Raw genomic sequence first — 15,347 nt, 5'->3', positions numbered from 1 at the left:
ACGAAATTATACTGGAGCAAAGTTTTAGTTTTAATAAAATATCCACCTACGTAAGGGGTCGACAATGTCCATGCAGGAGATGGCCGGTTACAAATCAATAGCCCTTGATATTGCGCAAAGAATCGTATGTGGTGAGTTCCCTGTAAATAGTAAGATTTCTGGGCGTTCTTTATTGGCGGGGCAGTACCATGTTTCTCCGGAGACCATTCGCAAAGCAATGGGTTTATTGAAGGATGAGAATATCATTTTTGTCTCCCAGGGTAAAGAGATTATTGTCATCTCTGATCAAAAGGCGCATGAGTATATTACCAAAAATCATTATTTGAAATCCGCCTATTCGCTGAAACAGGATTTGCAGCAATTGCTGCTGGAGAAGAAGGAGATTGACCGGAAGTTTGAGAAGCTCTTGACCGAGATTGTGGAGGCGTCAGACCGACTTCAGAATCTCAAGCCATACCATCCGGGAGAAATAACCATCCATCAGGAATCTCATGTTGCCGGCAAAACGATTGGCGATCTGCAGTTCTGGCAGAATACAGGTGCCACAATTATAGCGCTGCGCCGAGGCACAAGCGTTTCCATTTCTCCAGGTCCACATGTTATTTTGCGAGAAAATGATATATTGGTTGTCGTTGGCGATGACAAAATGTACCAAAGAACAGAACAGTTTATTAATCAAGGATACGGAAATAATATATAACATCAGGTTGAAAAAAGGTTATCCAACGGTGCTTGTACCTGGATAACCTTTTTTTGTTTAATTAATTACCAATATAATACATACAACCTAATAATGTTTCACAAGTTGTATGTTAGGGTTATCTTTGTTATAGTGTGTTACTCAGTCTCCTGAGCGGTGATTTGGTAATGAAAATAAGGATAAGGAGTATCCAATGCTAAAATTTGAAGGTGTAGGGAAAAAATATCCCAACGGTTTTGAAGCTGTGAAGAATATCAGCTTTGAAATAACAGCTGGTGAAATACTTGTCTTAATCGGTCCAAGCGGCTGTGGGAAAACAACGACAATGAAAATGATTAACCGTCTGGTGCCCCACACATCCGGTACAATTACTTTACATGGCAAAGATATAACGAAAGAAAACGTGGTTACCCTCCGCAAAAACATTGGTTATGTTATTCAGCAGGTAGGCTTATTCCCCCATTACACCATCGAAGACAACGTAGGTCTGATTCCTGTGTTAAAGGGCTGGGATGTTAAAAGGAAAAAAGAACGAGTCCTTGAAATGCTTAAGTTGGTGGGGCTTGATCCGACTGTATATGCCAAACGGTATCCGAAGCAATTGTCGGGTGGACAGCAGCAGCGTGTGGGTGTAGCACGAGCACTAGCAGCAGACCCCGAAATCGTACTGATGGATGAGCCGTTTGGTGCACTGGACCCGATCACACGGGAGCAATTGCAGGATGAATTACTTCGACTGCAGCAGGAAGTTAAGAAAACGATTGTATTCGTAACGCATGATATGGACGAAGCACTCAAGCTAGGTGATAAAATCGCCATCCTTAAGGATGGGGAGATCGTACAGTTAGATACGCCGTATGAGCTGCTCAGCCGGCCTGCTAATGATTTTGTAGAGTCATTTATCGGCAAGAACCGCATCTATCAGAATCCTGAGTATATTCCCGTAACTGAAGTTATGCGGGAGAATCCCTCCACAAGCCTTCCAGGGCGTTCACTCGCCAAAGCACTCACCTTTATGCGTCAACGCAAAATTGAAACACTGCTCGTAGGCGACGAATCAGGTAAGCTGCTCGGTATTGTATCGGCCTATGATGTAGCTGCCAAAATGGAAGTAGACCGTACAGTTGAAGAAATTATGACACAACCCCAAGTGGTGCTGCAAGATACAGCTACGGCAAGAGATGCTCTCGGGTTGATCACGCAAGCTCCGCACGGAATCATTCCGGTCGTTAACTCAGACGGTAAGATCACGGGTATCGTCACAAGAGGCAGTCTGTTAACGGCGTTTGCCTCACAATGGGAAGGCGAAAAGGAGGAGACAGCGGAATGAAGGATCAATCCTTATGGCAACAACTGATGTATCAATTAGACATACGCAGAGACGAGCTGTTGCATTCTCTGGGTGTTCATATTCAGCTGGTGTTTTTATCCATGTTATTTGCCGTAATCGTTGGGATTGTACTTGGGATCATGATTACTCGAATAGCTCCTTTAAAGGGTGTTACACTCGGCACGGTCGGAATCCTGCAGACGATCCCCAGTCTGGCGATGTTAGGCTTTATGATTCCCTTGTTTGGGATAGGGATGAAGACGGCAGTCGTAGCTTTGTTTCTATATTCGCTTCTGCCGATTGTCCGTAACACGTATACGGGAATCACGGATGTGGATAAGTCTATTGTGGAAGCGGCCCGCGGTATGGGAATGAAGAGCTGGCAAATTCTGTTCCGGGTTCAGCTTCCGCTGGCCTTAAGTGTCATTATGGCAGGCATTCGAACAGCTGCAGTCATTAATGTCGGTACGGCTACACTTGCTGCCTTTATCGGAGCCGGGGGCTTGGGTGAATTTATTTTTCTCGGAATACAGCGGAATATTGATGCTCTAATCTTGTTGGGAGCAATCCCGGCTGCCTTACTAGCGTTGGTTCTGGATTATTTATTAGGTTTACTTGAAAAGGTAACGACCCCAAAAGGGTTGAAGGTATAATTGCGCACATTAGAAAAAAGGGGAGAAAATCATAGTTATGAAGATTAAGAAATTAACGACTTATCTATTGTTTACAGTTATGTTGGGAACGTTGCTTGCTGGATGCGGAAGTGGAAAAAATAATGAGGCTGCGACTGGAAATGGTGGAGAAATCACTATTGGCTCCAAGAATTTCACGGAAAATGTATTGCTTGCCCATATGATGGCTGACCTGATCGAAGATAAGTCTGATATTAAAGTCAAACGCCAGGTCAATTTGGGAGGTTCTAACGTGGCTTGGACTGCGCTAGAGAATAATGATATTCAGCTGTATCCGGACTACACAGGGACCATTGTAGCGAATTACTATCAAGAGAAAACAGGGACTTCAGCAGAATCCCTCGCCAAAAGCAGAGAATTGATGAAAGCGGACGGTTTGGCATTTCTGGAGCCTATCGGCTTCAATAATACGTATACCTTGGCTGTTAGCAAAGACACTGCGGCAAAGTATAAACTCAAAACATTCAGTGATTTGGCTAAGGTATCAGCAGACATGGTCCTTGGAGTGGAATTTGAGTTTCTGGACCGCGAAGATGGCTATCCGGGCATCAAAAAGCTGTACGGGATGAACTTTAAAGAAGCAAAGGGTATGGATCATGGCATTATGTACCGTGCTATTGAAGACGGCGAAACAGATGTAACCAACGCCTATGCGACCGATGCACAGATTAAAGTGCATAATCTGGTGATCTTGGAAGATGATAAACAGTTCTTCCCACCTTATGATGCAGGACCTGTCATTCGTCAGGATACCTTGGATAAATATCCTGAACTGGAAGATATTCTGAATCAAATGAGTGGTTTGATTACTGCGGAAGAAATGCAGACATTGAATGCTCAGGTAGATGTGGATGCACTGAAGGAACAGGATGTAGCTCATGATTTTCTAGTTAAAAAGGGATTAATCAAAGACTAAAAAATATATGCATTTAAAGAGCAGGCTGGGAGAAACTTCCTTAGTCTGCTCTTTTTGTTAAAAGTGAATTTCAGAAACTCAGCCTATATGCCGATAAAGTAATTATATATACTTTTTGAATATTTAGGGCATACATAGTTCACATATTGAAGCGATGTCATAGGGAGGGCGGGCATGGACAGTTACTTAGGAAGGAAAATAAAGAATGATCTTATCAACTCGTACGGTGTAACTGTTGTTCCCGCTGGAAGTGTTCTTAACCATGAGTATATCGAATTACTGAAGAAACATAAAATTGATGCTATTGATATGATATTCTTAAGTCAGGCGGAATTAGAGCACCTTGCTTGCGGTGAAACTGTAGATCAACTAGTTGATCTTTCCAAGGAAATATTTAGTTCCTTCAGGATTTCCCGAAAGATTCCCTTATTAGATATACGCACTGAGGTCATTCCTGTTGTTCAACAGGTCTCGACGAACCCAGATGTGTTCCAGATGTTTGATGCCATTCAGGGAATGGACGACTACATACATCAACATAGTATTGGAGTAGGTATCTTAGCGACGTTAATCGGCAGATGGATGAATATGGGCGAGTCCGATCTAGCGATTCTTTCACTTGCCGCTACCTTGCATGATGTTGGAAATCTGAAGATTCCTGCTGAGATATTGAACAAACCAGGCAAGCTAACCGAGGCAGAATTTGCTGTAGTTAAAAAGCACACTATCTACGGATATGAGATGTTGAAGGAGACAACGGGTGTAAGTTCTCGTATTGCACTTGTGGCCCTTCAGCATCACGAACGAAATGACGGGCAAGGCTACCCTCTAGGCTTGAAAGAGAATAAACTTGATCTATTCAGCAAAATCGTTGCCGTGGCGGATGTTTTTCATGCCATGTCCTCAAATCGGCCGTATCATGCTCCGATACCTTTCCATATCATTGTGGATCAAATGAGACGAGAAAGTTTTGGAGCGCTTGATCCGCATATTGTCTCCCTCTTTCTAGAGAATATTGTGAATAGAACGGTAGGTCGGAATGTAGTATTAACCGATGGACGAGTAGGTCAAGTGGTATCTTTAAATCTACACGACATTGAAACTCCACTAATTAAAATTGATGATGAGTATATTGATCTCAGTAAAGTTAGCAGCCTTAATATCAAAGAGATCAGTATTTAATGCAAAAGAAAATAGCAAGTCCCCCTAGTTATTGGAGGACTTGCTATTTGATGTTCAATAAACGGGATATAAGGGCAGCTCGACAATAACTGTAGTTCCTTTCATTAGCTCACTCTCGACTTTAAGCAGACCATCGTGCAGCTCAATAATCTCTTTACATATCGCAAGACCCAGTCCACTTCCAGACTGACGTGATCTACCTTTGAAGAACTTGGTTCCGAGCTTCGCCAAATCCTCAGCTTCAATCCCTTCGCCGTTATCGACTACCTTAACTACAATTCGCTTATTCTCAATAAAAGCCGTGAACCGGATGGTGCCCTCTACAGGGGTGAATTTAAAGGCATTATCCAGCAGATTAACAAAGACCTGCTTAAGACGGTTGAAATCACCGTTTACCGGCAGCGGCAGTTCCGGAATCTCGGCATAAAGTTGTATCTGTTTGGTTTGACCACGGTATCTGAATTGCAGAAGAAGCTCTTCAAGCAATCCGCGTAGGTCATAAGGCTGCAGTACGAACTTCATTTCACCTGCCTGAAACTTGGAGAAGTCGAGTAGATCCTCTACGAGTCCGATCAGACGATCCGTTTCCCCGGTCATAACTTCAAGCCCCTGCAGGGTCTCCTCCTTATCTGACAAATCACCGACCAAGAGTGTTTCACCCCAGCCTTTTATTGAGGTGAGGGGAGTCCGTAGCTCGTGAGTGACCGAGGAGATGAAATCGTATTTCATTTTTTCGTTTTTGGCCAGTTCCTCTGACATATAGTTTAGCGTTACTGCCAGTGTGCCGATCTCATCATTATGCTGTTTGTTGGCCCGGATGGTGAAATTTCCAGTAGCCATCTCTTTCGCAATTTGGGTTAACTGTTGAATCGGTCCTACAATGCGTTTGGCAATAATAAGACTTAAGCCAAAACCGAAGAGAATGACAAGCAGACCTACTCCGGCAGCATTGAGCGCAATTTTGATGATAACATTATACAGGGGCTCAGCAGAGACCGAGAAACGAAGAACACCTATGGTTGTGCCAAATTCCTGCAAGGGTACAGATACAGCCAATATTCGTTCACCGTTAAGGGGCTTCATATTTTGATAGGTTCCGGTATGATTTCCCAGTGCCGACCTTACATCTGGAGTGTCAATAGGCTCTGAGCTGGAGAAACCAAAAGAGTTAATAATCACAGCCCCCTGCGGATTCAGCACCTCAACCTTGCTGCTCTCTTCACGAGACAGGTTCTCCAAGATATATCTGGCTCTTTCATTGATGGAGTAACCTTCTAAATATTTATTGAAAAAGGTAGCAGAGGTAGTAGCCCGGGAAGTGAGGGTCTCCATCGCGGTACCTAAATAGTAGGAGTGCATGGCGCCAATAAATACACCTTCCAACAACAGAACAATCAACAGCAACACGAGCGTGATATAAACAATTAGCCGCGATTTAATTCCTTTCATGAATTCTGGACCCTCCATAGATAACCAAATCCCCAGACCGTCTCCAAGTATTGTGGCCCAGCAGAATCTTGCCCGATTTTTTGGCGGATACGGCTAATATTTACATCTACAATCTTAAGCTCTCCCATAAAATATTGTCCCCATACGGAGCTCAGGATAACATCTCGGCTAACGGCTTTATTGGGCTGCTCCATAAGCAGCTTCACGATGGAGAATTCCGTTGGTGTAAGTGGAATATCGTCCCCGTTCTTTAATAATCTGCGTTCATCGAGCATCAGTGTGAACGGAAGCCGCTCCATGGAGCTCTCTTGGGGAGGAATATCCCCTGGATACATGCGCCGAACCAGCGATCTGACCCGAGCGACCAGTTCAACCGGACTGAAGGGTTTCACAACATAATCGTCAGCGCCGCTTTCGAGTCCCATTACTTTATCCACTTCCTGGCTTTTGGCTGTCAGCATAATAATTCCAAGTCTAGGGAAATTGCTGCGCAGTCTTTCGCATACATGGAAGCCGCTAATACCGGGAAGCATCAGGTCCAGAATAGCAATATCGAAATCTCTCTGTTCCAAGGCGACGGATAATGCGTATTCACCAGTCTCTGCTTCTACGACATCAAAGCCTGCGCGCTTCAGATTTACTCGAATGAAGTCGCGAATAGGCTTCTCGTCCTCCAGTAACAGCACTTTCATGGATCGGTCCTCCTTGTTATTCTATGGGTTTCTGCGGGGTGCCCGCCAGCTTCTGCACTTCGTCCAGCGTCAACTGCAGTTGTTGATATTCTTGAAGCGCTGCTCCTACCAACTTATTGGATTCTGATGCTGCTGGCAGAACCGCAACGATAACGTTTGAGGCTGTAGTATCCTCTGTATTGGGTACCTCATATAGCATCTTATAGGAAGCATGCTCCGCACGCAGTTTAATTTCAGCTGTTTTCCAATCCTTTTTGGGAAGCAGACGCAACTTCAGGAGAGGGACGGGTTCACTGCTAGCTCCATTACTGTAACTGAACTGAATACTTTCCCAGGGAGTTGGAGATTCAGTTGGAACCTCTAGCGTATATTTGCCGGCCCAGTTCTGCGGAATATGGAAGTTGAAGCCCCATCTGTCGAACTGTTCCTCTTTAAAGTTAAGTTTGGAGCCGCCATCCCATTGATAATATTTGCTGATAAAAGGGGTGGCGAGCGGAGCCATGGCCTCCATACCGGCAGGAGGCACTAGAAATCCGATTTCGATAATCCCGTCACCGTTTATGTCTGTACTATATAATGGATAATCCTTCATAGCCATATTGTGCTCACCAATGAGTCCTGCTTGGGCAGAATGTTGGGGACTGAGTTCAATATTTTTGCTGTCCGCAAGCTCCGAATGATGGTAATTATTGGACGCGAGTTTATCTATAAAGGCACCATGTTCCCAAGTCATAAGGGCGGTGTAAGAGGAATGTGCACCAATGGCGACATCCACAAACAAGCCGGAGCTTGCAGGAGAAGCCTTGTCGAAAAGCACTTGTATTACTGTTCCGTCAATGCTCTGGCTGGACAAAATTTGCAACTGGCCCCCACTTAGAGCAATAAGTTGGAGGTTAGATCCGGGCTGCGTGTCACTTATGACACTGCTCTGGAACAGGGCGATTTCGCTCTTTCCTTCATTTGTGATATCTCCTACGACCATATGGTCATAAGGCTGTTTCAGAATTTCGGTAAGCTGTGAGTTTTTAAGGCTGTACACAGACAACTCTTTGCTTAGTCCTGTCCCCCCGCTAAACCCGAGCAGCATATCAGTGGATCCATCTGCGGTAACATCGATAAATTGCACATAGTCCAGTTCACTGCCAACTCCGGTAATGGTAGTAAGTTTCTTCCACGTTCCGTCTTTTTGGGACAACACAAGGGCATTGACTTCATAATCTGTTTTGTCTGTCTTATAGAAGGCCAAGATTTCATCCTGTCCATCCTGGTCCAAATCCTGTAATTGAATGGCACTGCCTGACTGTGATTGAACGGGCACGGTCAGGTGGGCATTAGCAGGCAGAAAAGGGTTCACAATTCCAGAAATCGTTCCATCTGCTTTATCTTGCAATGGGGCACGAAGCAAATCGCTGGGAGTCTTCACAGCGCTGCAGCCTGTTGCAAGTACGGTCAATAATAGTAAGACACTTAGCCGAATTGTTTTCATAAGGTAGGCTCCTTTGTTCGATCTTTGGCTAGTATATCCCACAAAGGTCCGCAAAGTAGTTTCAAAATAGTAAAGGCAGCTTAACTTTTGTAATATGCCATACGATTACCTCCTGAAATAGTCTGCCAACCCATCTGCGATGGCCTTGGCTGCTTTCTTCTGATAGGAGGCTTTGCGGACAATGGCTTCATCCGCGGGATTAGTGAGAAATCCGAGCTCGATCAGCGCTGCTGGTAGAGGATTTCCCCTCAGAACGCGGTAGTCGCCGAACGATAATCCATTGCTCTTAAGGCCTATACCTTGTCCGAGTCGATTCTCGATCGCGCGAGCCAGCAACAAATCATCTGCTTCTGAATAAAAAAAGGTCAGTGTACCCGATACCTTCTTCGGAGAGGAATTATAATGGATGCTTACAAATGCATCTGCACCGAGTGCATCGCTGAACTGCACCCGCTGACCAAGAGAGGGTTTCTGATTATTCCGCGTGCGTGTCATTTCGACACGAGCCCCCCTGGATTTCAAATCATCTCGAACATAAATAGCTGTCTGGAGATTCAGATCCTTCTCCATCGTGTTATAGGTAGTGCCGAGCATTCCCGGATCGCTGCCACCATGACCAGGATCAATGACGATCAGCTTGCCACTCAGCCCCCCACCACTTGATCGTACTGTACTGCTCTTTGATGACCCGCTCCGTATGTATTGCTCTGCAACCCAGCCGGTTTCTCCATTCACTGTCCGAATCTGTATCCAGCCGTTTTGTCGCTGGATAATCGTAACGGAATCATGTGATTGTAAAGAACCCAACACTTTATAATGCGTACCTGGACCTCCCCTGATGCGCAGGGAATTAGCAATGACCGTTGCTTTTGTTGAACTGCCTCCAGAGGTAGAAGTTTTTACGTTTGTGGCAACGGAGCCAGATGAGCCTGATGCCTGACCTGAACCGTTAATTTTCTTAAGGTAATATCCTGCCACCCAGCCGGATGTGTTCCCAGCTTGCACCTTTAGCCAGCCGTGATCTTCATCGGTAACTGTAACTAGTACACCGTTCCTTAAGCTTCCCTTGACGGACGAACCCGCAGCCGGTTCACTACGAACATTTAAGGAATTCGCCTGTACTTTGGCTGTATAATTTCCCGCTGCGGCTGCGCTTGACGGGTGGATTCCTCCTAACAGAATGAAGAAACCTGCAAGGAATGCGGCGTAACCTGTTATTTTATTCATAGGAACCTCACTTCTAGGGTGTGTTTTTTGTAGCCACCCGTAAAAGAGGCAGCACGTAGTTATTTACCCCATTCAGCGGGTTTAGAATAAATTCAGAGGATAATTAATCGTCAGCGTGCAGAGATGCTTGTCTTCTTAGCGACCTCCCGCCGCACGACTGGGGCAACCTCGGTTGCCAGCAGTTCAATAGCTGCTGCGACTTTGGAGAAGGGGAGCCCTCCGATATCAAGCTGGGTCATAAAGCGGCTATGGCCGAACAGCTCATGCTGGTAAAGAATTTTCTCGATGATCTGCTGTGGGCTGCCGACTGCCAGTGTATTGTCTGGGGAGACGAATTGTCCAAACTCGCTGCGTGATACGCTATATTCTTGAATGCGTTGTGGACTGATGGAGTTGCGATAGCTATAGTAGTAAGGATAATATTCATCCAGCGCTTGGTTTGAAGTGTGGGCAATATAGCCGTGGCTCGTGATAGCGATCTTCAAAGCTTCGGGAGCATGACCGGCCTTGGCACCCGCATTGCGATAGATATCGGCGAGATGCTGTAGCGGTTCTGGTCTGCCGTTCAGGATAGCGATGGCCATGCCGATTCCAAGCGTTCCTGCTTTTTCAGCACTTTCAGGAGAGCCGCCGATACCCATCCAGAGCGGGAGCTTGTGCTGCAACGGACGCGGAGCAATTTCGGCATTCTTCAGGGAAGAACGGAACTCACCCTCCCAATTCATAATTTCATGCTTATTTAGCTCCAGTAGCAGATTGATGTTCTCGGTGAACAGTCGGTGATAATCCTCAAGCTCATACCCGAACAGGGGGAAGGACTCCACAAATGCCCCACGCCCGGCAATAATCTCAGCACGGCCATTCGAGAGCAGATCAAGCGTGGCGAAATCTTCGAATACCCGCACAGGGTCGATAGTGCTCAGGACAGTTGTGGCGCTGGTCAATTTGATTCTGCTAGTCACCTGAGAGATGGCTGCCAGAACGACGGGGACCGAGGAGATGACAAAATCAAGCCGATGATGCTCACCTACACCGAACACATCAAGTCCGGCTTCATCGGCAAGCTTGGCTGCAGCTATAACCTCATTTAGGCGTTGTCTCGGGCTGATCGTCTGTCCGGTATGGCAATCGGAGACGATATCCCCCAGTGTATAAATTCCAAATTCGAAGGCAGGTACAATCTCTTTATTTGTTTTGTTGTCCATCATCAGAAACTCCTTGTTATTCATATTGTTTATGTAGTGTTTAAAGCTTGTCCGGCAGACAGAGGATTGTAAACATTATATCATTATTGCTTACTAAATGTAAGCTTGTGAAAAATATTCATCATGATACTGCTATATATATTCATTATATACGTTTATTGTTTTATGATTAAATCAAAGGACAAAAATAATGGGTTCATATCACGATTTGCATAATTGAAAATATAATTTTAATCTATTATTTGGTATAATAAAACCTTGAGAAAATATAGAAGAAGTACGGGGGAGAAAGAATGGAGCAGCAAGCGATTTGGGCGATTGGTATTTTCCTGCTTACTTATGGGCTGATCATTTCCGAGAAGATTCACCGCACTATCCTGGCTATGGTTGGAGCTATACTCATGATAGGGCTGGGCATTCTCGATCAGGAAACCGCCCTGCGGCATATCGATTTCAATACGCTGGGGTTGCTGGTGGGGATGATGATGATTGTTGGCATTACCGCGGATACCGGTGTATTTAAATACGTAGCGGTGAAAGCAGCCAAAGTGTCCAAAGGAAAACCGGAAAGAATACTGATTGCGCTGATGGTTATTACAGCCGTGGCCTCAGCCTTTTTGGATAACGTTACAACGGTGCTTCTCATCGTTCCTGTTACCTTTAGTATTACGAAGCAGTTGCGCATCAATCCGCTGCCGTTTCTGATCTCACAGATTATCGCCTCAAATGTTGGCGGTACGGCAACGCTGATCGGTGACCCACCTAATATTATGATCGGTAGTGCAGTGAAAGAGCTGACGTTCATGTCATTTATCAGTAATCTGGCACCGGTAATCATCATTATTGTTCTGGCGTATATTCCGCTATTCTTACTGCTGTTCCGTAAGCAAATCAGATCGACACCTGAACTGCAGCAAAGCATTATGGAGATGGATGAGAAAGCGATGATTACCGATCATAAGCTGCTGAAAAAGTGTCTGATCGTGCTGGGCCTCACCATTTCCGGCTTCTTCCTTCATCAGACTCTGCATTTGGAGTCGGCTACGGTTGCCTTGGCAGGTGCATTTCTACTGCTGTTGTTAACCGGAGGGGAGAACATGCTGGAGAAGGCCTTTTACAGTGCAGAATGGATCACAATATTTTTCTTTATCGGCCTGTTTGTTCTGGTAGGAGGTCTTGTCGAGACAGGCGTAGTTGCGGAGTTGGCGGCAAAAGCTATTGAACTCACTGGCGGGAACCTGTTGGCAAGCTCCATGCTGATCCTGTGGATGAGTGCCATTACTTCCGCATTTCTGGATAATATTCCTTTTGTGGCCACGATGATTCCGCTGATTCAGGAGATGGGAAAGATGGGGATTACTAATCTAGAACCATTGTGGTGGAGTTTGTCCCTGGGAGCTTGTCTGGGTGGGAATGGAACACTGATTGGTGCTAGTGCAAATCTGATCGTTGCCGGCTTGGCAGCCAAAGAAGGTCATCCGATTTCATTCATGAAGTATTTGAAGGTCGGTTTTCCGTTAATGATTCTATCCGTTGCCATAGCCAGTGTGTACATCTATCTGAGGTATTTGATCTAAGATGTGAATTTTTGTTGACAGATTTTCAGATAGATGATATTTTAAATATACAAATTCAAATTGATTTACTATGAATTATATTTACCGACTGTTCAGACAGAGGTATTCGCGGGTGTTACATCGCGATGCCTCTGTTTTTTTATGTGAATTTCAATCGTTTGGGTAGGAGGAGGAGTTAGAAATGGGAGAAGCACTGCTCTCTATATCGAATCTCAATAAACGTTTTGACACCGCTGGAGGGCATATACAAGCCTTGCAAAATATTAACCTTCACGTGCAGGAGGGAGAATTCATCACGGTGATAGGACCCAGTGGCTGCGGAAAAAGCACGCTGCTGCGCATCGTGGCCGGCCTGGACAGTAACTATTCCGGCAGTGTTACGCTAGAAGGAGCGGAGATCCGCGGGCCCGGCATTGACAAAGGCTTTATTTTTCAAGAGCACCGCCTCTTTCCCTGGCTTACCGTAGAGAAGAATATCGCCTCCGATCTGCCGCTTAGCAACAAAGAGGTAAGACGGAAGGTGGATGAGCTCATTGAGCTGGTAAAGCTGAAGGGTTTTGAGAAGTCTTATCCTCGCGAGTTGTCAGGCGGGATGGCCCAACGTGTAGCGATTGCCAGAGCACTCTTGCGTAATCCCAAGATTCTGCTGCTGGATGAGCCCTTTGGTGCACTTGATGCTTTTACCCGGGCGCATATGCAATCCGTCTTGCTGGATATTTGGCGTACGAACCGAACTACGATGATTTTTGTGACGCATGATATTGATGAGGCCGTATTTTTGGGTAACCGTGTAGTTATTCTGGAGCCAAGGCCAGGGAAAATAAGCAGAATCGTGCCTGTAGATTTGCCTTATCCGCGGAAGAAGACGACAACTTCTTTTCAGGAACTGCGCCTGCGGGTGCTGAATTATTTTGAAAAGGTGGATGAGCTGGAGCTTATGGATGGAGCAGGGATATAAGAACTTCAAAATCAGGGGTTACTTCGCCCATAAATCCGACTTAACTGATGTGAATTATGAATTAAAAGAAATGAGGGACGACAAAGGAGTGAAGAAAACATGGCGAATCGGGCTATAGCAGCAAGATCTACGGGGAGACCTGGGAAGGCGGCAACGCTAGGACTAGGCTTGCTGCTGCCGGGGAGTGTAATCATTCTGTGGCAGATGCTCGGCCACTACGGAATCATATCGGAGATGCTGTTCCCGACACCGTATACGATCGCTGACTCTTTTATCACGCTGGCCTCTTCCGGTGATTTATGGATTAATCTCAGAATCAGTGTGGCTAGAGCGCTATCGGGTTTTCTGCTAGGGGGTGGGCTCGGTCTCTTCTTCGGCATTCTGGTTGGCTTGTTCCGCAGATCGGAGAAACTGCTTGATCCTTCCTTGCAAATGATTCGGATGATTCCGAGTCTGGCGGTAGTGCCACTATTCATTCTCTGGTTCGGCATCGGTGAGGAGTCGAAGGTGCTGTTAATTGCCAAAGGGGCCTTCTTTCCGCTCTATATCAATACATTCATGGGCATTCGCGGTGTGGATAATAAGTTGTTTGAAGTATCAAGGGTGCTTGGCTTCAGTCGGGTGAAGCAAATACTCAGGCTGGTGCTTCCAGCAGCTGTGCCGTACATTATGCTGGGAGTACGCCTGTCATTGGGATTATCTTGGTTGGGTCTGGTAGTGGCTGAGCTTATTGCGTCCACTTCCGGCATTGGTTATATGATGTCAGACGCCCGCCAGTTCGCAGATACACCTGTCGTATTTGTGGGTATTATTATTTTCGCGCTTGCGGGCTTACTGAGTGATACGATTGTTCGTCTCATAGAGCGGCGATTGCTGAGATGGGAAAGAGGGATGACATCATGAACGATGGAGTCGAGGTATTACTCAAGAATACTAAAAGCGCAAGAGAGGTGCGTGACCACAGTGGTACGGCATCTATAAGTCCTAAACGCATCAAGGATACCAAGAAACTAATATCGCCTGAAGTTTGGAAGCTGTATCTGTCTGATCTGGGTGCCGGAGCCCTTATCCCTATAACTACTGTTGCTGTTTGGCAGTTGGCAGGTAGTACTGGTCTGATCTCCACAGTCTTTCTGCCAACACCGCTGGCGATATTCAAAGCATTGGTCAGTCTTGCGGTTACGGGAGAGCTTACGCATCATCTGGGTGTCAGTATGGGAAGGGCAGGGCTAGGTTTCCTCATTGGCGGCATTCTTGGTTTGCTGTTTGGCGTGCTGACCGGTTTGTTCCGCAGTGCGGAATACCTGCTGGACCCGAGCATACAGGTGTTGCGCCTTGTTCCGCATCTGGCAATCGCTCCACTGATCATCCTATGGTTCGGTTTTGGGGAGGCTTCCAAAGTAGTTATTATTCTGAGTGGCTCATTCTTCCCACTCTATATCAATACATTTATGGGCATCCGGGGGGTGGACAGTAAGCTGCTTGAAGTGGCAAAAGTACTCGGCTTTAGTCCTTACCAGAAGCTACGCAGGCTGATTCTACCAGCAGCGTTGCCTAGTATTCTTTTAGGTCTGCGATTGTCACTGGCTATAGCCTGGATTGGTCTGGTAGTGGCGGAGCTTATCGGCTCGCAGTCTGGTGTGGGCTTCCTCATTAATGAAGCGAAGCAAAACTCGAATACAGAGGTTGTTTTTGTGGGCATTATTATTTTTGCTGTCGTTGGTAAATTAATCGATTCGTTCTTCCGCGCTATTGAACGTAAGCTCCTGTTCTGGCGGGATAGCTATCAGGGTTGATACAAAAACTTTTGATGGGAAAATAACGCGGACAGCCAAAGTCACTCCAACGTCCTTCTAGTCCAAACGTACTTCCATATCGCGAGGTGACGCAAAAAAAGGCAATAGGATGCCCGGGAAGCTGAAGATAGACTTTT

At 45.9% G+C, this 15,347-nt stretch carries 14 protein-coding genes; 9 read left to right on the top strand and 5 right to left on the bottom strand.

The window, feature by feature from the left end:
• The first annotated feature begins 64 nt into the window (after window positions 1-64).
• From GJB61_RS28265 to GJB61_RS28245, 5 genes are all read left to right on the top strand, one after another.
• A complete protein-coding gene (locus tag GJB61_RS28265) occupies window positions 65-700 on the top strand; it encodes a TrkA C-terminal domain-containing protein (protein WP_229522502.1) in 636 nt (211 codons plus the stop codon).
• Between the two features lie 193 nt (window positions 701-893).
• On the top strand, window positions 894-2,030 hold the full coding sequence (locus GJB61_RS28260) for a betaine/proline/choline family ABC transporter ATP-binding protein (protein WP_154122381.1): 1,137 nt from the start codon (window positions 894-896) through the stop codon (window positions 2,028-2,030).
• A complete protein-coding gene (locus GJB61_RS28255; protein ID WP_154122380.1) occupies window positions 2,027-2,683 on the top strand; it encodes an ABC transporter permease in 657 nt (218 codons plus the stop codon). The genes GJB61_RS28260 and GJB61_RS28255 overlap by 4 nt, the downstream gene beginning before the upstream one ends.
• Window positions 2,684-2,720: 37 nt before the next feature.
• The gene (locus tag GJB61_RS28250; protein ID WP_154122379.1) at window positions 2,721-3,638 is read left to right on the top strand and encodes a glycine betaine ABC transporter substrate-binding protein; all 918 of its coding nucleotides are present in this window, start codon (window positions 2,721-2,723) and stop codon (window positions 3,636-3,638) included.
• A gap of 174 nt (window positions 3,639-3,812) precedes the next feature.
• The gene (locus tag GJB61_RS28245; RefSeq protein WP_154122378.1) at window positions 3,813-4,820 is read left to right on the top strand and encodes an HD-GYP domain-containing protein; all 1,008 of its coding nucleotides are present in this window, start codon (window positions 3,813-3,815) and stop codon (window positions 4,818-4,820) included.
• 54 nt (window positions 4,821-4,874) lie between these two features.
• Here the strand turns inward: GJB61_RS28245 and GJB61_RS28240 are convergent, their stop codons facing one another.
• The 5 genes from GJB61_RS28240 to GJB61_RS28220 form a co-directional block, all read right to left on the bottom strand.
• Window positions 4,875-6,269: a sensor histidine kinase gene (locus tag GJB61_RS28240; RefSeq protein WP_154122377.1), complete on the bottom strand. Its 1,395-nt coding sequence runs from the start codon at window positions 6,267-6,269 to the stop codon at window positions 4,875-4,877.
• Window positions 6,266-6,961, bottom strand: a complete 696-nt coding sequence (locus GJB61_RS28235; RefSeq protein WP_154122376.1) for a response regulator transcription factor — start codon at window positions 6,959-6,961, stop codon at window positions 6,266-6,268. The genes GJB61_RS28240 and GJB61_RS28235 overlap by 4 nt, the downstream gene beginning before the upstream one ends.
• 16 nt (window positions 6,962-6,977) lie before the next feature.
• The gene (locus GJB61_RS28230; RefSeq protein WP_154122375.1) at window positions 6,978-8,447 is read right to left on the bottom strand and encodes an FG-GAP repeat domain-containing protein; all 1,470 of its coding nucleotides are present in this window, start codon (window positions 8,445-8,447) and stop codon (window positions 6,978-6,980) included.
• A 105-nt stretch (window positions 8,448-8,552) separates the two neighbouring features.
• Entirely contained in the window at window positions 8,553-9,674 is a 1,122-nt protein-coding gene (locus tag GJB61_RS28225) for an N-acetylmuramoyl-L-alanine amidase family protein (RefSeq protein ID WP_154122374.1), read from the bottom strand.
• A gap of 110 nt (window positions 9,675-9,784) precedes the next feature.
• The gene (locus tag GJB61_RS28220) at window positions 9,785-10,882 is read right to left on the bottom strand and encodes an LLM class flavin-dependent oxidoreductase (protein ID WP_420819779.1); all 1,098 of its coding nucleotides are present in this window, start codon (window positions 10,880-10,882) and stop codon (window positions 9,785-9,787) included.
• A 290-nt stretch (window positions 10,883-11,172) separates the two neighbouring features.
• On the opposite strand from GJB61_RS28220, the gene GJB61_RS28215 reads away from it, so the two are divergent.
• The 4 genes from GJB61_RS28215 (at window position 11,173) to GJB61_RS28200 (ending at window position 15,210) form a co-directional block, all read left to right on the top strand.
• A complete protein-coding gene (locus tag GJB61_RS28215; protein ID WP_154122373.1) occupies window positions 11,173-12,456 on the top strand; it encodes an ArsB/NhaD family transporter in 1,284 nt (427 codons plus the stop codon).
• A 181-nt stretch (window positions 12,457-12,637) separates the two neighbouring features.
• Entirely contained in the window at window positions 12,638-13,414 is a 777-nt protein-coding gene (locus GJB61_RS28210; protein ID WP_154122372.1) for an ABC transporter ATP-binding protein, read from the top strand.
• Between the two features lie 99 nt (window positions 13,415-13,513).
• A complete protein-coding gene (locus tag GJB61_RS28205) occupies window positions 13,514-14,317 on the top strand; it encodes an ABC transporter permease (RefSeq protein WP_154122371.1) in 804 nt (267 codons plus the stop codon).
• On the top strand, window positions 14,314-15,210 hold the full coding sequence (locus GJB61_RS28200) for an ABC transporter permease (protein ID WP_154122370.1): 897 nt from the start codon (window positions 14,314-14,316) through the stop codon (window positions 15,208-15,210). The genes GJB61_RS28205 and GJB61_RS28200 overlap by 4 nt, the downstream gene beginning before the upstream one ends.
• The last annotated feature ends 137 nt before the right edge of the window (window positions 15,211-15,347 follow it).

Source organism: Paenibacillus monticola (genome assembly GCF_009664975.1).
Taxonomy (GTDB): Bacteria; Bacillota; Bacilli; order Paenibacillales; family Paenibacillaceae; genus Paenibacillus_AQ; species Paenibacillus_AQ monticola.
Note: the sequence above shows the minus strand (reverse complement) of the source record. Positions and strands in the feature narration are given on the sequence as shown.